This is a genomic window from Mycobacterium sp. (assembly GCF_032161845.1).
Lineage (GTDB): Bacteria > Actinomycetota > Actinomycetes > Mycobacteriales > Mycobacteriaceae > Mycobacterium.
Genome location: NZ_JAVRQA010000072.1, coordinates 1 through 21,609, shown reverse-complemented (window position 1 = coordinate 21,609; position 21,609 = coordinate 1). Strand labels below are relative to the sequence as shown.

18 protein-coding genes and 1 pseudogene are annotated in these 21,609 nt (G+C 67.2%); 8 read left to right on the top strand and 11 right to left on the bottom strand.

What is annotated here, in order from left to right; translation table 11 throughout:
- Positions 1-295, bottom strand: a 295-nt coding sequence (gene infC / locus QOD90_RS04450) for a translation initiation factor IF-3 (protein WP_526347070.1), incomplete at its 3' end; no start/stop codon positions are given.
- A 249-nt stretch (positions 296-544) separates the two neighbouring features.
- On the opposite strand from infC, the gene QOD90_RS04445 reads away from it, so the two are divergent.
- From QOD90_RS04445 to QOD90_RS04435, 3 genes are all read left to right on the top strand, one after another.
- On the top strand, positions 545-880 hold the full coding sequence (locus QOD90_RS04445) for a DUF1844 domain-containing protein (protein ID WP_526347060.1): 336 nt from the start codon (positions 545-547) through the stop codon (positions 878-880).
- A gap of 48 nt (positions 881-928) precedes the next feature.
- Positions 929-4,231 carry a bifunctional lysylphosphatidylglycerol synthetase/lysine--tRNA ligase LysX gene (gene lysX, locus QOD90_RS04440; RefSeq protein ID WP_526347058.1) on the top strand — a complete coding sequence of 1,101 codons (3,303 nt, stop codon included), beginning with the start codon at positions 929-931 and terminating at the stop codon, positions 4,229-4,231.
- Positions 4,232-4,328: 97 nt separating this feature from the next.
- Entirely contained in the window at positions 4,329-5,705 is a 1,377-nt protein-coding gene (locus QOD90_RS04435) for an alpha/beta hydrolase (protein ID WP_526347068.1), read from the top strand.
- On the opposite strand, the gene QOD90_RS04430 is transcribed toward QOD90_RS04435, so the two are convergent.
- Together QOD90_RS04430 and QOD90_RS04425 are read right to left on the bottom strand one after the other, a co-directional pair.
- On the bottom strand, positions 5,699-6,784 hold the full coding sequence (locus tag QOD90_RS04430) for a hypothetical protein (protein WP_526347056.1): 1,086 nt from the start codon (positions 6,782-6,784) through the stop codon (positions 5,699-5,701). The two genes, QOD90_RS04435 and QOD90_RS04430, sit on opposite strands and share 7 nt — an antisense overlap.
- A complete protein-coding gene (locus tag QOD90_RS04425; protein WP_526347054.1) occupies positions 6,781-8,121 on the bottom strand; it encodes a hypothetical protein in 1,341 nt (446 codons plus the stop codon). Before QOD90_RS04425 ends, QOD90_RS04430 begins: the two co-directional genes overlap by 4 nt.
- A gap of 83 nt (positions 8,122-8,204) precedes the next feature.
- Here QOD90_RS04425 and QOD90_RS04420 point away from each other — a divergent pair, with 83 nt between their 5' ends.
- On the top strand, positions 8,205-8,849 hold the full coding sequence (locus QOD90_RS04420; protein ID WP_526347052.1) for a hypothetical protein: 645 nt from the start codon (positions 8,205-8,207) through the stop codon (positions 8,847-8,849).
- Positions 8,850-8,853: 4 nt separating this feature from the next.
- Here QOD90_RS04420 and QOD90_RS04415 read toward each other — a convergent pair whose 3' ends face one another.
- The 3 genes from QOD90_RS04415 to QOD90_RS04405 form a co-directional block, all read right to left on the bottom strand.
- Positions 8,854-10,101 (bottom strand): CHAT domain-containing protein, encoded by a 1,248-nt coding sequence (locus QOD90_RS04415; protein ID WP_526347050.1) that lies wholly within the window; start codon positions 10,099-10,101, stop codon positions 8,854-8,856.
- Positions 10,050-11,789, bottom strand: coding sequence for a hypothetical protein (locus QOD90_RS04410; protein ID WP_526347048.1), 1,740 nt, complete (start codon positions 11,787-11,789; stop codon positions 10,050-10,052). Before QOD90_RS04410 ends, QOD90_RS04415 begins: the two co-directional genes overlap by 52 nt.
- Before the next feature lie 101 nt (positions 11,790-11,890).
- Positions 11,891-12,388, bottom strand: a complete 498-nt coding sequence (locus QOD90_RS04405) for a lipoprotein LpqH (RefSeq protein WP_526347066.1) — start codon at positions 12,386-12,388, stop codon at positions 11,891-11,893.
- 123 nt (positions 12,389-12,511) lie between these two features.
- Between QOD90_RS04405 and QOD90_RS04400 the strand changes: the two genes are divergently transcribed.
- Together QOD90_RS04400 and QOD90_RS04395 are read left to right on the top strand one after the other, a co-directional pair.
- A complete protein-coding gene (locus tag QOD90_RS04400) occupies positions 12,512-12,793 on the top strand; it encodes a hypothetical protein (protein ID WP_526347064.1) in 282 nt (93 codons plus the stop codon).
- A 3-nt stretch (positions 12,794-12,796) separates the two neighbouring features.
- Positions 12,797-13,966: a DNA glycosylase AlkZ-like family protein gene (locus tag QOD90_RS04395; protein WP_526347046.1), complete on the top strand. Its 1,170-nt coding sequence runs from the start codon at positions 12,797-12,799 to the stop codon at positions 13,964-13,966.
- On the opposite strand, the gene uvrA is transcribed toward QOD90_RS04395, so the two are convergent.
- Entirely contained in the window at positions 13,963-16,851 is a 2,889-nt protein-coding gene (uvrA, locus tag QOD90_RS04390) for an excinuclease ABC subunit UvrA (RefSeq protein WP_526347044.1), read from the bottom strand. The genes QOD90_RS04395 and uvrA overlap by 4 nt on opposite strands.
- A gap of 145 nt (positions 16,852-16,996) precedes the next feature.
- Between uvrA and QOD90_RS04385 the strand changes: the two genes are divergently transcribed.
- A complete protein-coding gene (locus QOD90_RS04385; RefSeq protein WP_526347042.1) occupies positions 16,997-17,686 on the top strand; it encodes an MBL fold metallo-hydrolase in 690 nt (229 codons plus the stop codon).
- A gap of 2 nt (positions 17,687-17,688) precedes the next feature.
- The gene (locus tag QOD90_RS04380) at positions 17,689-18,186 is read left to right on the top strand and encodes a DUF427 domain-containing protein (RefSeq protein WP_526347062.1); all 498 of its coding nucleotides are present in this window, start codon (positions 17,689-17,691) and stop codon (positions 18,184-18,186) included.
- Positions 18,187-18,195: 9 nt separating this feature from the next.
- On the opposite strand, the gene QOD90_RS04375 is transcribed toward QOD90_RS04380, so the two are convergent.
- The 4 genes and pseudogenes from QOD90_RS04375 to QOD90_RS04360 all read right to left on the bottom strand — a co-directional run.
- The gene (locus QOD90_RS04375; protein ID WP_526347040.1) at positions 18,196-18,639 is read right to left on the bottom strand and encodes a universal stress protein; all 444 of its coding nucleotides are present in this window, start codon (positions 18,637-18,639) and stop codon (positions 18,196-18,198) included.
- 271 nt (positions 18,640-18,910) lie between these two features.
- Complete coding sequence (locus QOD90_RS04370; protein WP_526347038.1) at positions 18,911-20,542, bottom strand: UbiD family decarboxylase domain-containing protein; 1,632 nt, start codon at positions 20,540-20,542, stop codon at positions 18,911-18,913.
- A 12-nt stretch (positions 20,543-20,554) separates the two neighbouring features.
- Entirely contained in the window at positions 20,555-21,010 is a 456-nt protein-coding gene (locus QOD90_RS04365) for an SRPBCC family protein (RefSeq protein ID WP_526347036.1), read from the bottom strand.
- Positions 21,011-21,018: 8 nt separating this feature from the next.
- Positions 21,019-21,609: pseudogene (locus tag QOD90_RS04360) on the bottom strand (hypothetical protein); the annotation flags it as partial.

Below are 21,609 nucleotides of genomic sequence, written 5' to 3'. Positions count from 1 at the left end.
AGTCGTGGTCGTCGATCTTGGGTCGCAGCTTCTGTTCCTTGACGACGGTCTGCTGCTGGTTCTTGCGAGACTCGCGCTCCTTGAGTGCCGTCTCGTACTTGAACTTGCCGTAGTCCATGATCTTGCACACCGGCGGCTTGGCGGCCGGAGCAACTTCGACAAGGTCGAGATCGGCATCCGCGGCGACACGGAGTGCATCTTCGATGCGCACGATGCCTACCTGCTCACCGTTGGGTCCGATCAAACGGACTTCGGGTACACGTATGCGCTCGTTGATGCGGGTCTCAGTGCTGATGGGGCCTCCTATGTAGTCTTCGAGGAGGCCACGCCATCAGCATCCTGCCCAATAGAGCAGAAAGGCCCTGTACATGACAGGGCCCGATACCGACCGATCACGACTCGCGTCGCCTGCGCGGAACGCAGAACAAACACCTGTCGGTGTCTGTGACCGGACCGTTGGACCTAGCTGGTCAACGGTGGGAGCGGGACTCCACTTGCTGTCCTGACGTACGCCAGGACGGTCGCGCGTGCCAGTCTAGCAGCCATGACCGATGTTCCTAACATCCGTGAACTGGCCGAGATTCCCGCCGTCGAAGTGATCACCAGGGCGGCGGTGATGCTGATGAGCGCCGCCGCCGAGAAGCTGGGACTCTCGGAGGACGATCCCGACAATTCCCCGCACCGAGATCTGGACGAGGCGCGCAGGCTGATTACGGCGCTGGCCGGGCTGGTGAAGGCGTCCGCTGAGTATCTGGGTCCGCACGCCGGGCCGGTCCGCGACGGCTTGAAGCAACTGCAGTTGGCGTTCCGCGAATCCTCCGCCTTCCCCGACGAGCCCGGGCATGGCCCTGGCGAGAAGTACACCGGCCCAGTCTGGTAGCCGGCACTCCCAACCATTTCGCGGCTGGAGCGAATATCCTCGCGGCCTATGACGCTGACTACTCCCAAGCAGCATCGAACGTCGACCTTCCGATGGGTGCCCGCCGCCGCGGGCTGGCTCGTCGGCATCATCGCGACGCTCTCGTTGTGCGCCAGCATCTCGCCGGCGGTGCGGTGGTTGATCAAGGTGCCACGCGAGTGGGTCAACGACTACATCTTCAACTTCCCCGACACCAGCTTCGCGTGGGCCTTCGTCCTCATTCTGCTGGCGGCCGCGCTGGCAGCACGGAAGAGCGTGGCGTGGTGGATCCTCGTCCTGTACATGGTCGCTGCGATCGGCTGGAACCTCGGTGACCTCTTCTCCGGCCCCGAGTCCGTCATGGAGGACGTCGGCGAAGTCATCGGGCTCGGCTTTCACGTCGCCGCGATCGCCTTCCTGGTGTTGGCCCGCAAGGAGTTCTGGGCGAAGGTCCGGCGTGGCGCGCTGATCAAGGCGGCGGCCGCCCTGGCCGCAGGGATGGCCGTCGGCATCATGATCGGCTGGGGCCTGCTGGAGATGTTCCCCGGCTCTCTGGACCGCGACGAGCGCCTCCCCTATGCCGCCAACCGCGTCGTCGTCTTCGCCGGTGTCGACGCCGACGCCTTCGACGGCCACCACCCCCACGTCTTCGTCAACGCGCTGCTCGGCCTGTTCGGCGCGCTGGCACTCATGGTGGCGGCCATCGTGCTGTTCCAGTCGCAGCGGGCCGAGAATGCGCTCACCGGGGAGGACGAGTCCGCGATCCGCGGGATGCTCGAGTTGTGGGGCAAGAACGATTCGCTCGGGTACTTCGCCACCCGCCGGGACAAGTCGGTGGTGTTCGCCCCGAACGGCCGCGCCGCCATCACCTATCGCGTCGAGGTCGGCGTCTGTCTTGCCAGCGGTGATCCGCTCGGCGACCCACGCTCCTGGCCCGCCGCGATCGGGGCGTGGCTGACCCTGTGCCAGTCATACGGCTGGGCGCCGGGCGTGATGGGCGCGAGTGCCGCTGCGGCACAAGCATTCCGGGAGGCCGGACTCAACGCACTCGAGCTCGGCGACGAGGCGATTCTGTATCCGGACAAGTTCAAGCTGTCCGGTCCCGACATGAAGCCGGTGCGCCAGGCCGTTACGCGCGCTCGGCGAGCCGGCCTCGTGGTACGCATCCGCCGTCACCGCGACCTGTCCCCCGAAGAGATGGCCAACGCCATCAAGCGGGCCGACGACTGGCGCGACACCGAGACCGAGCGCGGATTCTCCATGGCGCTGGGCCGGCTCGGCGATCCCGCCGACGGCGACTGCATGCTGGTCGAGGCGGTCGACCAAACGGATGCCGTGGTGGCCATGCTGTCCCTGGTCCCATGGGGCACCAACGGCGCATCCCTCGACCTGATGCGGCGATCGCCCCAGTCGCCGAATGGCACCAACGAGCTGATGGTCAGCGAGCTGTGCCTGCAGGGTGAAGGCATTGGCATCAACCGGATCTCGCTGAACTTCGCGATGTTCCGCTCGGCGTTCGAGGAGGGTGCCCAGCTCGGGGCAGGCCCGATCGCCCGACTGTGGCGCGCCCTGCTGGTGTTCTTCTCGCGATGGTGGCAACTGGAGACGCTGTACCGGTCGAACATGAAGTACATGCCCGAATGGGTGCCGCGCTTCGCCTGCTACGAAGACGCCCGGCTGATTCCGCGCGTCGGCATCGCCTCGGTCATCGCCGAGGGCTTCCTGGTGCTGCCGTTCAGCCGACGTGCCAAACAACACACCGGGCAATATATTTCCGCGCCGGACACGCTGGTGAACAGCGGCAGACTGCACCACGACGGCAGCGCTCCCGACCTCACCGGACTCGACCTCGAAGCAGCGGCGGACGAGGTCGTCCCCCGCCTGCCCGAGCAGGTCAGGGTGCGGATGGCGAAGCTGAAGGCATTGCAGGACAAGGGTATCGACGCCTACCCCGTCGGCAAGGCCCCGAGCCATACCATTGCCAAGGCGATCGAGACCGCTGGCGGCGCCGTGACGGTTTCCGGTCGGGTGCTTCGTCTTCGGGACTACGGCTCGGTGCTCTTCGCCGATCTTCGCGACTGGTCCGCCGAAGTCCAACTGCTGTTCGACAATTCGCGGCTGAGCGAGGGCAGCACCACCGACTTCACCAGCGCCATCGACCTCGGTGACCTCGTCGAGGTGACGGGCAGCATGGGCGCCAGCAAGTCCGGCACCCCGTCCCTGCTGGTGGATGGTTGGCGGCTGATCGGCAAGTGCCTTCGGCCGCTGCCCGACAAGTGGAAGGGCCTCACCGATCAGGAGGCGCGGGTCCGCACCCGCTACGTCGACCTGGCCATCAACACCGAATCCCGGGATCTGATCCGGGCTCGCAGTCACGTCCTGCACGCGATTCGAGAGACGTTGTTCGCCAAGGACTTCCTTGAAGTCGAGACCCCGATCCTGCAGCAGATCCACGGCGGCGCGAACGCCCGCCCGTTCGTCACCCACATCAACGCCTACGACCTCGCGCTGTACCTGCGCATCGCTCCGGAGCTCTACCTGAAGCGGCTCTGCGTCGGCGGCGTGGAGCGGGTGTTCGAACTGGGCCGCGCGTTCCGAAACGAGGGGGTTGACTTCAGCCACAACCCCGAGTTCACCCTGCTGGAGGCGTACCAGGCGCACGCCGACTACAACGTGTGGATCGACGGCTGCCGTGAGCTGATCCAGAACGCGGCACTCGCCGCCAACGGATCACACGTCGTCATGAGACCACGGGAGGACGGAACCCTCGAGCCCGTCGACATCTCCGGCGAGTGGGCCGTCAAGACCGTGCATGGCGCCGTGTCGGAGGCACTCGGCGAACACGTCGACACCGCCACCGACCTCACGACGCTGCGGCGCTTCGCCGACGCCGCGAAGATCCCGTACCAGACCCACTGGGACCCCGGCGCCGTCGTCCTCGAGATGTACGAACACCTCGTCGAGGATCGAACAGAGAACCCGACCTTCTACAAGGACTTCCCGACGTCGGTATCGCCGCTGACCCGGCCCCACCGCAGCCTGCCAGGCGTGGCGGAGCGATGGGACCTGGTGGCGTGGGGTGTCGAGCTGGGGACCGCCTACAGCGAGCTGACCGATCCGGTCGAGCAACGCCGCAGACTTCAGGAACAATCCTTGCTTGCGGCGGGCGGCGATCCTGAGGCCATGGAGCTCGACGAGGACTTCCTGCAGGCCATGGAGTACGCGATGCCGCCGACGGGCGGCCTGGGAATGGGCGTGGACCGCGTGGTCATGTTGATCACCGGCCGAAGCATCCGAGAGACGCTGCCCTTCCCGCTGGCCAAGCCGCGCTGAGGAGCGCTCACAGCCAACCGTCAGCAACGCCGTCCACGATGTCGACGTGACATTGTGGTCAGCCGCCGGAGACTTTCGGCAACAGCACCTCTCGTTGATGCACGGTTGGTTGCCGTTGACGATTCAAGCCGTCACAGTGGTCGTCCTCATGGCCGCGATCGGCTGGCGGACCCGTCGTTGGCGCCTGGTGTGGCTGCCCATCGCGGTGGTGATCGGCCTCGCGGTGGCCGCCGCCTCGTACTGGTTCGTCACCTCCCAGGGCATATCGGACGACCCGGCTCCGAACTTGCTGTGGATTTGGATCAGCGGCACCGGCGTTGCTGCGGTGGTGTTCGTCGCCGGCTGGCGCAACACCGGCTGGTGGCGCCGGGCAGCATCCGCCGTGGGACTGCCCCTGTGCCTCCTGTGTGCGGCGCTGGCACTGAATCTGTGGGTCGGCTACTTCCCCACCGTCCAGACCGCCTGGAATCAGCTCAGCGAAGGGCCGCTGCCCGATCAGGCCGACCAGACGACGGTCGTGGCCATGCAGACCAGGCATCAAATCCCCGCCAAGGGTGTCGTGGTCCCGGTGAATATCGGATCGACGGCGTCGGGGTTCAAACACCGTGGCGAGCTGGTGTACCTGCCGCCCGCCTGGTTCGCGACGAACCCGGCCCCGCATCTGCCGACGTTGATGATGATCGGGGGCGAGTTCAACACCCCCGGCGACTGGTTGCGCGCAGGCAACGCGATCAAGTCCGTCGACGACTACGCCGCGGCCAACGGCGGCAAGGCCCCCGTGTTGGTCTTCGTGGACACCGGCGGCGCATTCAACAACGACACCGAATGCGTCAACGGCTCGCGCGGCAACTCCGCAGACCACCTCACCAAGGACGTCGTGCCGTTCATGGAGGCCAACTATCGCGTGAGCATCAATCGAGCGAACTGGGGTCTCGTCGGCTGGTCGATGGGTGGTACCTGCGCGGTGGACCTGGCCGCAATGCACCCGGACATGTTCAGTACGTTCGAGGACATCGCAGGTGACCTGGCGCCGAACTCCGGCACCAAGCAACAGACCATCGATCGACTCTTCGGCGGGAACGCCGCGGCCTACGCCGCATTCGATCCGACCACCGTGATCACCAAACACGGTCCGTACAACGGGGTTTCGGGGTGGTTCGCCATCAACGGCTCCGGCCCCTCGATGGGTCCAACCGTCGTCACCGCGGTCAACGCCAACGGCACCGGTCTCGGCGGCAAGGACGCCGCGGCGCACGTCAGTGATCAGGCGGCAGCGGCCAACTCACTGTGCGCCCTCGGCGCGGTCAACGGCATCAAGTGCGCGGTCGTAGCGCAGCCGGGCAAGCACGACTGGCCGTTCGCCGACCGTGCGTTCGCGGCAGCGTTGCCGTGGCTGGCGGGTCAGGTCGGCACGCCGGGAATCCCGGTGCATGGGCTGCCCGGCCCGGCACCGTTGACTTCGCACCTTCAGTAGTCGGACTCGGCGGCCACGATCTCGGCGAGGAACGCATCCGATCCCGGATGTGCGAGCCGCGCGTGTGCGAAGTCCCGAAGGCGTTGCCGGAGCGCTGCTGCCTCGACGGTGTCGGTGCGATCGGGTCCGATGATCACGGTGGTCGTCGTCCAATCGTGGTCCCACGCCTGGTTTTCGGTCAGCTCCCCGCCGTCGCCGCTCAGCAGCGTCAGCGCGGCCGTCCCGTTGGCGTCGAGAACACCGGTGGCGCTCACCGGGCCGGAAGTCAGCCGGCAAGCGATGCCGCGCGCGGGCGCTTCGCCGGTCAGCGCGACCCGCACCGTCGCGAACACCGATGAGTCGGCGGCCTCGACGGACCAGTCGATGGTGTGATCCGCCGCGTCGAACATCCCCGGCGGCACGGCCACCCAGTCGACCGACCCGACGCCACGGGCGATGGCGCCCGGCCTGCGGTCGCCATCCTGGCCGGCCGCCAGCGCGTAGTCGGCGCGGCGGCCGGTGGCTGAATTGGTTGGTGGGACAGCGATTTCGGCCGACCAGGCACCCACTTCCTCGGCCAGTTCGGTGCATGCGCCGACCAGCGCGACGACCCTGGGATCCCGACCTCTGGCGAGCGCGTCCAGCGCAAGCTGGTGCGGTGCGAGCAGTCCTTCGACGTCGGAATCCAGGGTGTCCTCGGTGAAGAACTCCTGGGCTGCGTTCACAAGGACGGCCAACTCGCCGTCGAGCAACGCATGGTCGAGGCGAACGATCCCGTCGCGACTGCTCTCCGGCCACCACCGGCGCAGCCAGTGCCCGATGGCGAGGCGCCGCAGCGGTTCCAGCGCTTCGGGCAACAGGTCCACGTCGGCCACGTCGGCTCCGGACACGATCGCGGCGTGGCCCGTCGGTCCGACGACGCGCCATAGCCAATCGGCGGCAACGACGTCGGTCACCGTCATCCTGGTCGCGGCTGCGCCCGCCGGGTCGTCGACCGTCCACTCCAGCACCGCGCCGCTGATCTCGAGCACGGCCACCGCGGGCGGACCCGCGACGGGAGGCCCCGCTATCAAGACGCCCGAGTCGGCCACTAGCTTCACTGGGCCACCTCGTAGGGCTGAAGTTCCAGCATCGACTTGATGCGCTGGCGGTGATCGAGGCTGACTGATCGAGCGACGCCCTCGAGCAGCGCCCGCAGGTCGTCGACGTCGTCGCAGGCTTCCTGCCATACGTCGCGTCCGTGCAGGCGGGCCCACAGCCTTCTGAGATAGGGCCGTTCGAAAGCCGAGAGGTCGTCGATCACCTGGCGCTGACGGGGATGAATCGGTCCGCCGTCGACCAGGTAGCGACGGGCGTGAAGTACGTAGGCCTCCTTGCGCAGCCGGGCCTGGATGCCGCCCGACAGTGCGTAGCGGGTAGGGGTGTCGTCAGTGAGCGGGGCGAGATCGACCGCGATCTCGATCCCGGCGACCAGCGTCGCCTGCTTGTCCTCGGCGAGCAGACCCCATGGCGCGCACGCCCGGTCGACCTCCTCGGCGCAGAGCAGCGGGATGTCGGGCAGTTCGTCACGGTCCAGCACGCGGCGCAACGTGGCCCTCACCCGGTCGACGACGCTGCGGTTCAGTGGCAGCTCCCCATCCGGAGCCGACGTCACGGGTGGAGGGGGCTGCGGGGCGACGGAACTCAGCCCGATGTCCACGATCGACCACGGCAGATCGGCGACCTCGAGACGGGCCCTTGCGCCGAAGTTGTACGGCGTTGCGTCGGCGATGAGTGCCGACCACACCCGCTGCCGCGCCATCTCGGCATTGTGTCCCGCGGCAGCGCCGAGCACCGTCGTAAGCCCTGCCAGGAACGGCCCCGCGATGGTGGTCCCCGGACGAACGTCGCGCCAACTGCAGTCGAGTTGGCGCGCCAGTTGCGCCACCACCTGCTCCCCGTCGACGTACCGGTTGAGAACCTCGATACCGGTGCGATCGCGGTCGTCGTGCACGTCACGCAGCACCGATTCGGCGGTTTCGCGATCGCCGGGTGCCGGTGCACCCCTGGTTACCGCGAGCTCGTAGCACACCGGGAAGTAGAGCTCCTGGGCGTTGCCCGCGGTGATGCGAAGTCGGCGCCGCTCGAGTTTCAGAACCGCGAACCAAGCAGCGGCCGAACGCAATTGGGGCGCATTGCCGACGATGAGGCTGCGCATCGCCGCGCCCGTCTCGGGTCTGACGACGGGAGCCGAGAATTGCGGGTTGGCGCGAAGTCGAAACACCAGCGGGTCGAGGATCCGCTTGATCGTGCGCCGCAGCGGGGCGCCGTCGGTGCCACTCAGGATCTCGACTCCTGGTCCGATCGCGCGCCACGCATCGTCGATCACCGCGCGTCGCGGCAGCATTGGTGCCTCTCGGGTGGCGACGTCGGCCACCAGGCGCCGAGCCGTGGTCATCCGCTCAGGATAGGCGGTACCTCGAAAAACGCCGCACAGAAAAGTTGGGTTCGGTAGCGGACGGCACCAGGGACCCTGATGGCATGTCCGACGTCGTGCTTGCCACCATCGTTTTCCTGATCTCCGCCGCGCTCGGGGCCATCCTGTGCGCACACCTGTCCCGTGCCATCCGCGCACCGTCCGAACTTCCCCGTCCCCGCCAACCCATCGGCATCGGAATCGGCACCGTCCGCGCCGTCGACGGCCTGGTCACCCTGGACGTGGAGAGCGCCTCCGGCCAGCACTTCGTTGGCAGGCTGCGCCAGCACGCCGGCGAGACACCGCTCGGCGACCTGCAACCCGGCGTTCTGCTCCTGGTGACCTTCGATCCGTCCGAACGCGAACGACTTTCGCTCGCCGACGACATGGCCGCGGTGCGCACCGCCTTCGACCAGATGCTCGTCGGCAAGGGACTGGTGACGCCCGCACAGCTGGACCTGATCAGAAACGGCACCAAGTCGCGCGGCATCGTCACCGCGATGAGGACGACGGGCGCCGCCCGCGAGGACTACCGGGAGGTCGAACTCGACCTCATGGTCCGCAGAATCGTGGGCGGACAGTTTCCGGCCCACGAGACCGCGCTGGTGCCCGAGTCGGCGCTGACCAAGGTCGCCCCCGGCTCCGTGATCGATGCGTACTACCGCAGTGGCGACGAGTCCTCGGTCGCCGTCTCCGTGCCGCCCGGCTGACCGGTCAACGGGCACCGTCGACCGCGAACGTCGCGAGCGCTGCCCAGTACAGCGGACTAGCGGTCGAATCGCCGGAGCTCCACCGCCGCAGGCGATCCCGTTGCCACCGATTCACCGCACAACCACCCTCGTCGTCGTCGTGAGCGTCATCCACGGCAACGACGAGGTCGCCCATTGGGTCGGCCGTATCGCCGGTGAACTGCCGGTAGCCTGCCGTCGTTGGCAGTGACCACAGCGTGGCCGTCACCAATTGCGCACCACACAGAACCATCGCCGCGACCAGCCCCGTCGCCTCGTCGAAGCGATAGTCGCCACCGGACGCGCAGGCGATCAGCGCCACCCGTGGCGGCATCGGCATCCGGCGGGACATGATGGCCGCCGCTGTGAGCGGGCCCTCCTCCGCCAGATGCAACGCCGCCCGGTCCGCGCGACCCGAATGGTCCTCGGCAGCGCTGGCATGACCGACGTAGAGGAGGCGACGCGGATTCTCTGCCAGCATGGTAGCCAGCCAGTCGCGGTCGGCGTCCGTGCGGCGGAACAGCTCGGTCGCCGCGGACACGACGGGCAGCACCCGCTGCTGCGCGACGTCATCGGCGAAGTGCTTCGCCAGCCGCGTGTCCGGTGACGGTCGACCGAGGACGGAGCCCAACGCCGAGTCGGCCCGTTGGCCAGGCACGCGCGGATCGAGGATCAGCAGGGGCAGCGCGTGGCGCCGCTCGGCCCACGCCGTCCGCGGTCGTGGCGCGTTCACGATGTTCGGCGGAACGGCCATCAGCACGTCGACCAGCTCGACCAGCCGGTGCGCATCGGCATCGGACGTGGCGGGCATCGCGAGCAGCCCCCACGGCACGCGCCCCAATCTGGCACTTGGCGAGATGAAGAGCGCGGCCCGCGGCGCGGCCACGCAGTCGACCAGCAGCTGCCACCCGCGTTCCGAGATGAGTACCGTCCCGAGCCGCTGCGCGAGCGCCAGTTCGGTGGCCTGGCCGGCGAACGGCCCGGCCGTCAGCGCTCTGGCCACCGCATCGGCGACGGACTCCCCCGGCATCGGCTCCGGCAGCGCGCCGGAAAGCTCGTCGAGCCCGTCCCGGATTTGCGGTCCCTGGATCACCCAGGTCACCGTCCGGGACGGATCCCCGACCACCCTCAGGCTGGCGTAGGTGGCCACACCGACGTCGGCGAACCGCAGGATGAGAGTGCTCAGGACCCTGTCTCCCACGTCTCCCACACCGATTCGGCCGCGGTGACACATTGGCCGTACCGTTGCCGCGCCAACTCCCGATAGCGGTCAAGCACCGGCCCCGTGGTCGGGTCCATCCGCAACGGAGGCAGCGGGCCGAGCCGCGTCAGTCCGGTGCCGTCGGTGATCGGCGGTCCCGCGGCGACCAGGGCCAGCTCGTCGACGTCGGTGATCGGCGCCGCCGCGGTGGCGACACTCGACCACTCCATCGCTGCGGTGTCTGCCCGCTCGGCGCTGAATGTTCCTCGGGCACTGTGGTATTCGACCAACTGGCTGACGAGGTCGGAGTTCTCCCAATCCGACGCGACGGCGAAGGCGCCGGCCAGCAGCGGCGCCGACACACACGTCGCCCACTGTGCCCGCGCCTCGGCGTCGGCGACCGAATACCGCACCGAATCGACCGCCAACGACGCGGGGACCTTGAGTTCGGCGGCGCGCTCCAGCTTCTCCATCGCCGCGCGATGGCGCTCGGTGCCCGACTCGGCCCTGACGGTCCCCGACCCCGCCTGGTACCTGGCCTCGACGGCCTCCCAATCCTCGTCGGGGTCGCCCGCCCCGTCGAAGCCGAGGTCGGCAAGCGCCTCGGCCCGCCAGACATTGCCGAGGTGGTCGTCGAGCCTGGCATAGGCCAGCCAGCTGCTGCGGGGCGATGAGTCGAGACACTCGCGCGCCTGCGCCACCATGTCGACGGCCTCTGCGTAGCGGCCGCGGAAGATGGCGATCCAGCTGCGCTGCAGAAGAATCCGGTGGATGTGAAACGGCTTTCCGAGCTCGCGCCAATGCCTCTCGGCGTTCTCCCAGCACTCGTCGGCGACCTTGAGTCCACCGGCCGACATCCTGGTCAAGCCGAAGAACAGCCAGCACCGGGAGACGTCGTTGGCGCGGGCGTAGCGGGCGATCACCGGATAGGCCTCATACATCCGCGCTTCGGTGCTCACCCGGTCGCCTGCGGACCAGCTGGCGGCGCCGCGTTCCAATTGCGCTCGCGCCGTGGCCAGCTCCCAGCCCCGCGCCTCGGCTCTCGCCTCGACTCGCCGCAACCAGGGTGCGGCCTGGTCGAGTCGACCGGTCTCGATGCAGAACCTGGCGTACCCGATACCGCCGAGCACCCGCAGATTGTCAGCCGATTCACCACTGTCCGTTGATATCTCGATGTGCTGGAGCACGCGGTCCCACAGGGATACCGATCGCACGTGCAGGTCGTCGTCGCACAGGGCCTCGGCGCAGACGATCCGCGCGTAGGTCAGCAGGTAGGCGTGTTCGGTGGCGAGGTCGGCGAAGTCGTCGTTCCCGTCGTCGAGCGCGCTGAGCGCGACGGCTGCGCCCTCGTGGTCGCCGACGGCAGCGGCAAGTCCCGTCTCGAGGAAGCCTGCCCGTCGCCCGTACCGGCGAATCAGGTGGCGCGCCTCGGTGGTCGTCATGGTCGACTTCTCGACCACGTCTGGCGATGCGGTGCCCGCCAGAATCGACGAGTAGATGGCGAGGCACTCGCGGATGCGCAAGGCGCCCTCGCGCACGCCGTCATAGGCCGTCCTGACGAGGTAGAGCTCCCCGAGCTGAGCCAGCGCCTCGAGCATCCAGTCATCCCGGTCAGCGGCCTCGATCTGCGGCATCAGGGACAGCAGCAGCTCCTTGGCCGTCGTCTCATCGGAGGCCAGGGCCAAGTGACGGGCCCGCTCCAGCTCCCCGGGAATCGACACGGCTGCATCATAAGTCGCCACGGACCCGAGGTGTGGAAGTCGGAAATGGCGAAAGCGGCGGACGTGTCGTGCACGTCCGCCACTCCCCGCGGGGTGACCTATCAGTTGCAGGTCACCTTGATCTCGAACTTCTTCGTGAGCATGCCCGCCATCGGGTTCTTCATGTCGGCGCCCTGTGCTTCACCGGTGATGGTGTAGGTGCTGCCGTCGACCGCCACGTCCGCCGAGCCGGTCTTCATGCCGCCCATCTGAGCGACGGCGAGCGCGTTGCCGTCCACGACCAGGCCCAACGACTCCACGGTCGGGGGTGTTGCGTCGGCCATCACCACGGCCACACCCTGCTGGCCGCCGACCGCGCCGCTGGCGACGTTGATCTTGCCGCCGGCCTTGACGCAGGTCACCGAGCTCAGATCCAGGCCGGCCAGATCCTGGCCCTCGACCTTGACCTCGCTGTTGCCGCCGGTGCTGACCTGGGTGCTGCTGCTACCGCTTGCGGCAGGGGTGCTGGAGGCCGGGGTCGAACCCTTGTCGTCGGAGCAACCGACCAGAACGAGTGCGGCTGCCGCGATGCCGATGCCTGCCGTCACGATCTTCTTCATGTCTTCGGTTCCCTTCATTCGCTCCGCCCCGATGGCGTCGTCGTGACCCAAGTACAGGCGGGCCGAATCGCTACCGATCCCAACAATCGGCGGGAGTACGGTGGCAGCGTGGTCGACTCAGGTGTGCCGGATCCCGACGAGATCATCGACGCCGAGGTCGTGCCCGACCCCGTTCCCGTGACGCCTGAGGACACCGGGTACACCCCGGGTGGCGTGCCGACCTTCGACGCGGTCAGGGAGAAGATCGAGACCAGGTACGGCACCGCGATCGGGTCATCCGAGCTGGCGTCGGAGACCCCTGAGGGGCGTGACGTCGAGGAGCAGTACGAGGCCAGGCAGCGCGCCGCCCATGAGCGCCTCGAGCAGATCAGGGCGTCGATGCGGGACGACGAAGACAAGTCCTGACTGGTGCGTTCCTTCACCGCCGACGAGCGGCGGACGCGGCTGGCGCGACGCCACTTCCTTGTCGAACCCACCGATCGTCCCGTCGCCGACGTTGCCAGCGCCTTCGTGGGCCTACACGCCACCGACCCCGCCACCCCCTACCTTTCGCTGTGGGCGCGTAGCGCCGGGTTTTGCGTCGCCGACCTCGATGCCGCGCTGTACGAGGACCGGACGGTGGTCAAGCACCTCGCCATGAGACGCACCCTGTGGGTGTTCAGCACCGCAGACCTCCCCGCCGTGCAGGCCGCGGCCAGCGACCGGGTGGCCGCTAACGAGCGCAGGAAGCTCGTCGCCGACGTGGTGAAGGCAGGGATCGCCGTCGACGGCGACACCTGGCTCGACGATGCGTCGACAGCGGTCCGCGCCCATCTCGAGGAACACGGCCACGCCAGCGCGAGAGAACTGCGAGCTGCGCTCCCCCAACTGGCGGGCAACTACGACCCGGCCCCAGGGAAGACCTGGGGCGGAGCGGGTCCCATCTCACCGCGGGTGCTGACGGTGCTTGGCGTCGAGGGTCACCTGGTCCGCGGACCGAACGAAGGCGGCTGGACGACGTCGCGCCCGAAGTGGACCTCGACCGGGCAGTGGCTCGAGGCGCAAGACCCGATGCGGCACGACGCCGCGCGGGCGAGTCTGATCGGGACGTATCTTCGGACGTTCGGACCGGCCGGAGTGAACGACGTGAAGTGGTACTTCGGCCACACCCTGACGTGGGCACGGGAGGGTCTCCGTGACGTGGGTGCCGTCGAGGTGGACATGGATGGAACGCCTGGGTACGTGCTGCCCGCCGATCTGGAACCCGAGCCCGCGTGCGAACGGTGGTGCGCCCTGCTGCCCGGCCTCGACGTCACGACGATGGGTTGGCAGGACAGGGACTGGTATCTCGGCCAGCACAAGGCTCAGGTATTCGACCGCAATGGCAACGGCGGGCCGACGGCATGGTGCGACGGTCGAATCGTCGGCGGCTGGGCTCAAGACGCCGACGGCCGAGTCGCGGTGCAACTGATCGAAGAGGTCGACGCCAAGGCATCGAAGGCGTTGGCGCGCAAGGCAAAAGAGCTCACCGACTGGCTCGACGGGGTGCGGGTGGCCGCCCGGTTCCCGTCTCCGCTCTCCAAGTCCGGCCCCGGCTAGGAGACCTTGCGCCGCTTCCTCGCGCGTGCTGGGGGCGGCAACATCTCGGCCAGGAACTGACCGGTGTAGCTCTCCGCGACGGCGGCCACGTCCTCCGGGGTGCCCTGCGCGACGACCGTTCCGCCACCGCCACCGCCCTCGGGTCCCATGTCGACAATCCAATCCGAGGTCTTGATGACGTCGAGGTTGTGCTCGATGACGATGACGGTGTTGCCCTTGTCGACCAGGCCGTTGATGACCTTGAGCAGCTTGCGGATGTCCTCGAAGTGCAGGCCGGTCGTCGGCTCGTCGAGCACGTATACCGTGCGTCCCGTCGACCGCTTCTGAAGTTCGGCGGCCAGTTTCACGCGCTGCGCCTCACCGCCGGACAGCGTCGGCGCGGGCTGACCCAGTCGCACGTATCCGAGACCGACGTCGACGAGGGTCTTCAGATACCGGTGGATCGAGGTAATCGGCTCGAAGAACCCGGTCGCCTCCTCGATCGACATGTCGAGGACCTCGGAGATGGTCTTGCCCTTGTAGTGCACCTCGAGCGTCTCGCGGTTGTACCTGGCACCGTGGCAGACCTCGCACGGCACGTAGACGTCGGGAAGGAAGTTCATCTCGATCTTGATGGTGCCGTCGCCGGAGCACGCCTCGCAGCGACCGCCCTTGACGTTGAACGAGAACCGTCCCGGTTGATAACCGCGCACCTTGGCCTCGGTGGTGGCGGCGAACAGCGTCCGGATCTTGTCGAAGACACCCGTGTAGGTGGCCGGGTTCGACCGCGGGGTGCGGCCGATCGGGGACTGGTCAACCCGCACCAACTTGTCGAGCTGGTCGACGCCGTTGATCCGCAGGTGACGACCGGGCACCTGACGTGCGCCGTTGAGCTTGTTGGCCAGGACCGACGCCAGGATGTCGTTGACGAGGGTGGACTTGCCCGACCCCGAGACGCCGGTGACCGACGTCAGCACGCCGAGCGGGAAGGACACGTCGATCTCGCGCAGGTTGTTCTCGCGCGCGCCGACGACCGTCAGCTGTCGTTTGCGGTCGATCGGACGGCGGATCGCCGGCACCTCGATGCTTTCCTTGCCGGAAAGGTAAGCGCCGGTGATGGATTCGGGATTGGTCAGCAGATCCGCATAGGTGCCACTGTGCACGATGTGGCCACCATGCTCGCCTGCCGCGGGTCCGATGTCGACGACCCAGTCGGCATGCGCGATGGTGTCGAGATCGTGCTCGACGACGATCAGTGTGTTGCCGAGGTCGCGGAGTCGGACCAGGGTGTCGATCAGTCGCCGGTTGTCGCGCTGGTGCAGCCCGATGGACGGCTCGTCGAGGACGTACAGCACGCCAGCCAGCCCGGAGCCGATCTGCGTGGCGAGCCGAATGCGTTGCGCCTCTCCACCGGAGAGCGTGCCCGCGGCCCGGGACAGCGTCAGATAGTCCAGACCGACGTCGAGCAGGAAGCCCAGCCGCGACTGCACCTCCTTGAGCACCTGTCCGGCGATGGCGTGCTCGCGCACGCCGAGGGTGAGCGCGTTGAGGAACTTCGAACAGTCGGCGATCGACAGCTCACAAACCTCAGCGATGGACTTCGCGTCGGCTGCCGCCGAGAGCGTGACGGCCAGGATCTCCGGCTTGAGCCGGGTGCCCTCGCAGACCGGGCACGGCACGTCCCGCATGAAGCCGTCGTACCGTTCCTTCATCTGTTCGGACTCGGTCTGTTCCATGCGGCGGTGCAGGAACGCCATCACGCCCTCGAAGTCGGCGTAATACGAACGGGTGCGGCCGTAACGGTTCTTGTACCGGACGTGGACCTGCTCGTCGCAACCCTCGAGGATGCTCTTGCGCGCCTTGGCCGGAAGCTTGCGCCACGGGGTGTCGACGTCGAATCCCAAACTCTCGCCGAGACCCTCGAGCATCCGGGTGAAGTAGTCCGCGGTGTGACCCATCGCCCATGGCGCGATGGCACCCTCGGCCAGGGTCAGGTCGGGGTCGGGCACCACCAGTTCGGGGTCGACCTCCTTGCGTATGCCCAGCCCCGTGCACTCGGGGCAGGCACCGTAGGGCGAGTTGAACGAGAACGACCGCGGCTCGAGATCGTCCACCGCCAGGGCATGTCCGTTGGGGCATGCGAGCTTCTCGGAGAACCGCTGTTCGCGATGCGCGGCGTGCTCGTCCTCGTCGACGAACTCGAGCACGACGATGCCGTCGGCGAGGCCGAGCGCGGTCTCGACCGAATCGGTGAGGCGCTGTTTCGAGCTGGCCTTGACGCTGAGGCGATCGACCACCACCTCGATGTCGTGCTTCTCCTGCTTCTTGAGCTTGGGCGGATCGGTGAGGGTGTGCACGACCCCGTCGACGCGAACCCGGCTGTAGCCCTGTGAGTTGAGCTTCTCGAACAGGTCGACGAACTCGCCCTTGCGGGTCCGCACGACCGGAGCCAGGACCTGGAACCGAATGCCCTCCTCCATCGCCAGTACCTGGTCGACGATCTGCTGAGGCGTCTGCCTGGCGATGCGCTCACCGCAGACCGGGCAGTGTGCGGTGCCCGCGCGGGCGTAGAGCAGCCGCAGATAGTCGTACACCTCGGTGATGGTGCCCACGGTCGAGCGGGGGTTGCGGTTGGTGGACTTCTGGTCGATCGACACCGCGGGCGAGAGTCCCTCGATGAAGTCGACGTCGGGCTTGTCCATCTGGCCGAGGAACTGCCGGGCATAGGCCGACAGCGACTCCACGTACCGGCGCTGCCCCTCGGCGAAGATCGTGTCGAAGGCCAGCGACGACTTGCCGGAGCCGGACAGCCCGGTGAAGACGATCAACGAGTCTCGCGGCAGATCTACATCGACGTTTCGCAGGTTGTGCTCGCGCGCACCCTTGACGATCAGGCGGTCAGCCAACTGATATCTCTCTCGCTCGAATCCTGCGGACGATCGCGCTCCCCAACCCGCACGAAGCGGTCCGCGCTCATGTTATGTCCACCCCCCGACAAGTCCCAGCCAAGTCCCGAGCCAAGCCTCCGCAAGGCCCCGTACCGTGGCAGTCATGAGTGGTCAGAAAACCTTCGTCGACGACAACTACACGGGCCACGTCGAGTCTGGCTCGGCCGCACGCCGGACCCTGCCCGGGGCGACCATCGTGAAGGCGTCCGTCGGCCCCATGGACAACAACGCCTACCTGATCACGTGTTCCCAATCTGGCGAGACGCTACTCATCGACGCCGCCAACGATGCCCCGACCTTGCTCGACCTGGTCGAGCGCTACGCCCCGACGTTGACGCTGATCGTGACGAGCCACCAGCACGGCGATCACTGGCAGGCGCTCGAGGACGTGGTCAAGGCCACTGGCGCCCCGACCGCCGCGCACCGGCTCGACGCCGAGCCGCTGCCCGTGCCGCCCGACCGCATCCTCGCCAACGGCGACACCATCGAGATCGGCACGTTGACGTTCGACGTGATCCACCTCAAGGGCCACACCGAGGGCTCCGTCGCACTGGCGCTCAGCGGCCCCGCGGCCGGCGACGCCGTGCAGCTGTTCACCGGCGACTGCCTCTTTCCCGGTGGCGTCGGCAAGACCTGGCGCGACGGCGACTTCGAGAGGTTGCTCGGCGACGTCTCCGAGCGCCTTTTCGACGTCTACCCCGACTCGACCGTCGTCTATCCCGGTCACGGCGACGACACCACGCTCGGCGCCGAACGGCCACACCTCGCGGAGTGGCGCGAGCGCGGCTGGTGACATTGCCGTGGCCCAAGCCGGACAAAGCGGGCCCCGGCCAGGAATCGGTGTGGGACTACCCACGACCGCCGAGGCTGGAGACGTTCGACGGCTCGATCACGATCGAACTGGGCAGCCAGACGATCGCCCGGACCGACCGCGCCTGGCGGGTGCTCGAGACCAGCCATCCGCCGACCTACTACCTCCCGCCCGCCGCGTTCGGCGAGGGCGCGCTCCGCGCGGCGACGGGGTCATCGTGGTGCGAGTGGAAGGGCGTGGCGTCCTATTACGACCTGGTGACCGAGGCGCGCGTCGCTGAACGGGCGGGGTGGACCTACCTCGACCCCGCGCCAGGGTTCGAACAGATCACCGGCGCGATCGCCGTGATGGCGGCACAGGTCGACCGCTGCACGGTCAACGGCGAGACGGTCGAACCGCAGCCGGGTGGCTTCTACGGCGGCTGGATCACCAGTTGGGTGAAGGGCCCGTTCAAGGGCATTCCGGGGTCCAGGGGCTGGTAGCCCCGAACGTCAGGAGGTGTGAACGATCAGGACGTCGGACTTCGACCGACGCGCGACGTTGGCTGGCACCGAGCCGAGGAGTCGACCGGCGATCGTGCTCAAGCCGACGTTGCCGACCACCAGAAGGTCGGCCTTGATCTCTTCAGCCAGATCGACGAGGGCGTCGACCGGAGCGCCGACGATGGCCTTCTCCTCGACGTCCTTGGCTCCCGCCGTGTGGGCACGTTCCTTCGCCTCGCGGAGGATTGCGTAGATGGGAGCGTTGCCCGCCATCTTGTAGCCCTCGTCCTTGAGGACGTCGGCAGCCCTGGCGTCCTCGCTCTGGGGGAAGTACGCCGTCGCCACGATCAGCTTTGCGCCCGCTCCCGCGGCGATCTGGGCGGCCCGATCTACCGCACGTAGCGATGAATCCGAACCGTCAGTGCCGACCAAAACGGTCTGATAGGCGCTCATTCATGCCCTCCAGTGTTGATTGCCAAGCCACCCGAGACAGTAACCCGAAGTTCAATGAACAGGGGCCGATTCGCTCGGATGACACGCGTACTACGGGCATCGATCCTAACCACAGCAGAGCCGCCGAATGCCACGTTGGTGAGCAACCCGACGCAATCCGTTGCCGAAGGTTGCCGATCGCATCCGCGGACCCAACGTGATCTGCGTCATTGACGCCCCCGTCGATGCCCGTAAACGCGTTCGGCAGCAAGAACTTTCAAATACGCGTGTCTCAGTCCCGGTGTCTCGGGTCGAAGTTGGATGGCTCGGATTCCGGCGCAGGGACCGCAAAGTCGGTGTCGGAGAACGTGTAGCGGTACCACGGCTCGTCGTCGCAGCGCCCGAGTTGGTGCCGAAGATTGCTGAAGGCCCCGTACACGGTGCGGTACGGCTGGCCGATGAAGTGCTGAAGGATTTCCTTCCAGGTACGCGGAGCCTCGCGGATGAGTGCGGCCATCTCCGCCGTCAACTCCTCCTCCGACAGCACCACGACGTCCGGTGGTGGATCGCCGAGCTCGAAGACGGTGCTGCGGTCGAAGTGCGACGGCTTGAACTTGGGACTGATGGGGATGGTGCAGTCCAAGCCGATCTTCGACGCAGTCCCCGGCGACGCGTCCTCGGCGATCATGGGGTCGACCGTCATCGTGTTGCCGTTCGGGATGGTGACAGTGTCCAGGTGGGGCATGTACCGGAACGCCATCGCGAACTGCACCGCGTTGTCGTCCCAGATGTCGACGTCCTCGTCGAAGACCATGGCGATCTTCGGGAGACCCTGCTTCGAGCACGTCAGCATCACGCCGAGCGCCTGCTTCGAATCCCCCGCCCCGCGGGTGTTGATCTTCGCGTAGGCGATGTTGGACAGCCCCCCGAGCGGAGCGCGGACCTCCTTCACGTCGATGCCTGCCATCGCGAGGCCGCCGTACAGATCGGACTCGATCATCGGCAGTTGCAACATGTTGTCGGTGTACCAGGGGTGCAGGCCGCCGATCGTGGCGTGCTGGAAGATGCCGCCCTTGCGGAAGGTCATCGCCTTGACGACGGCGCGGAAGTTCGACTTGATTCCGCCGCCGTACATCCCGGTGAACTCGCCGTATGGTCCCTCGTCGTGTGTCAGGCCCTCGGTCGCCATCAGCTCGCACTCGATCACGATCTCGGCGTTGGCCGGCACCAGGAGGTCGATGGTCTCGCACTTCACCAACTTCGCTGGGTGGCCGTAGAAGTTGCCGAGTACCTCGAAGTCGTCAGTGCCCGGCGGCACGCCCGTCAACGCGGCCACCTTGTCCACCAGTGGGCCACCGAGCACGATTGCGAGCTCGAGATTATGCCCTTTCGCCTGTGCTGCTTGGGCATTCAGCCGCGCCCGATGTGAGGTGCACGTCATGTCGAACATCTTCTCGTTCTTCGAACGGAACATGCTGCGGTAGATGCCCCAGTCATAGACGCCGGTGTCTGGGTGTTTGCTGACGACGAGGTTGTCGTTGGTGTAGGCGTGGCCGTCACGGTCGTGGTGAAGGAACAGCGGCAGGCGGGTCAGGTCGACGTCGTCGCCAGTGAGGATGACCTCCTTGCAGGGGGCCGTGTCGACGATCTCCGGCTTGATGCGTCCCTTGCCGAGTTCGACCATCCGACGGCCCGTCTCGCTCTTGTCGCAACCGAGGGCCCACGCCGTCTGGTCCTGGTTGGAATAGGCGTTGGCCAAGAATTGGAACTCGCAGTCGGTGACCTTCTCGACGAGCACGGCGGTCAGCGGATTGGCCTCCATGACGGCCGGGAGTTCATCGACTCGCTTCTCCTCCTTGACGCGGACCAGCAAGCCCGCCTTCTCCATGTCGGCGACGAAGTCGCTCAGGCTCTGCTGCGGCACGGTGGTGTCCCCTCAATCGAATGCCGGTGCGGCGTCGCCGGTCTCGACGTAGTCGCGAAGGTGGTGCAGGAGCACGCCCCAGGTGGTGTTGCACTTGCGGAAGTTACCGTGCGTGCCCGGCCAGCCTGCGTGAGTCAGTTCGACGAGGGTCCGTCCGTCTGACGTCGCCGTGACGGTGAACGTCGCGGTGGTGCCTACCGAATCGCCAGGCCCGCGGGTGCACCGCCACACGACCTTGCTCGTAGCGTCCGAAGCGGTGACCGCCCAACCGAATTCGGGGTGGTCGGCAAACGGGAACACCCACTCGCTGCCTACCTCGCCGGTGCCCTCGGCGTTGAGCGCATGCCAGCCCTTGACGCCGTCCTGCGTCGTCAACGCCGCGAAGACCTTCTCGGGCGTGGCGGCAACGTTGATCTCGTGGTCGATCGTCGGGCGGGCGGACCCGGGGTGGGTATCAAAATCGGGCACGTGGCCTCCTACTTGGCATCGAGTTCGGGAAAGTCGTAGTCCCGCCAGCCCGGTACGTCAGCCACCTCGACGACCCGGCCGCCGTGCTCCTCCAACGCCGGTCCGCACACGTCGCCGACTTTCCTGATTACGGTGCCGTAGGGATAGGTGGCGTCGATTCCGATCGCCGATCCGGTGCGCTGATCCGCGGGCAGCGACTCGTCGGCGGTCGGATCCAGCGGACCTCCTGGCAGGTTCTCCACGATGATCACGTCCTTCGCCGGTTGCGTGCGAAAGGCCATCGCCCACTCGACCTGTTCGGAGTCGTGCACGTCGATGTCGGGATCGACGACGATCACTGTCTTCGGTCGCAAGTTGCTACCCATGGCCGCGAGGATCGCGCTGCGGGCCTCGCCGGAGTAGCGCGTCTGCATGGCGATGACCACGCGAAAGTAGACGCCGCCCGACGGCGGGATCGCGACCGCCGTCACGGTGGGGAACTGCTGGCGGAACATGTCGTAGAACGACGCCTCGAACGACAACTGCTTGAGGATGTGGTTCTCGGTGGTGGGGCGGCCGGTCAGCAACGCCTGGAAGTACGCACCGTTGCGATGGGTGAT

Coding starts and splice junctions, on each gene's coding strand:
- QOD90_RS04420 (WP_526347052.1), top strand. CDS start 8,205: ATGTCCGACGTCGTGCTTGCCACCATCGTTTTCCTGATCTCCGCCGCG.
- QOD90_RS04445 (WP_526347060.1), top strand. CDS start 545: ATGACCGATGTTCCTAACATCCGTGAACTGGCCGAGATTCCCGCCGTC.
- lysX (WP_526347058.1), top strand. CDS start 929: ATGACGCTGACTACTCCCAAGCAGCATCGAACGTCGACCTTCCGATGG.
- QOD90_RS04405 (WP_526347066.1), bottom strand. CDS start 12,388: ATGAAGAAGATCGTGACGGCAGGCATCGGCATCGCGGCAGCCGCACTC.
- QOD90_RS04385 (WP_526347042.1), top strand. CDS start 16,997: ATGAGTGGTCAGAAAACCTTCGTCGACGACAACTACACGGGCCACGTC.
- QOD90_RS04415 (WP_526347050.1), bottom strand. CDS start 10,101: ATGTGTCACCGCGGCCGAATCGGTGTGGGAGACGTGGGAGACAGGGTC.
- QOD90_RS04375 (WP_526347040.1), bottom strand. CDS start 18,639: ATGAGCGCCTATCAGACCGTTTTGGTCGGCACTGACGGTTCGGATTCA.
- QOD90_RS04435 (WP_526347068.1), top strand. CDS start 4,329: ATGCACGGTTGGTTGCCGTTGACGATTCAAGCCGTCACAGTGGTCGTC.
- QOD90_RS04425 (WP_526347054.1), bottom strand. CDS start 8,121: ATGACCACGGCTCGGCGCCTGGTGGCCGACGTCGCCACCCGAGAGGCA.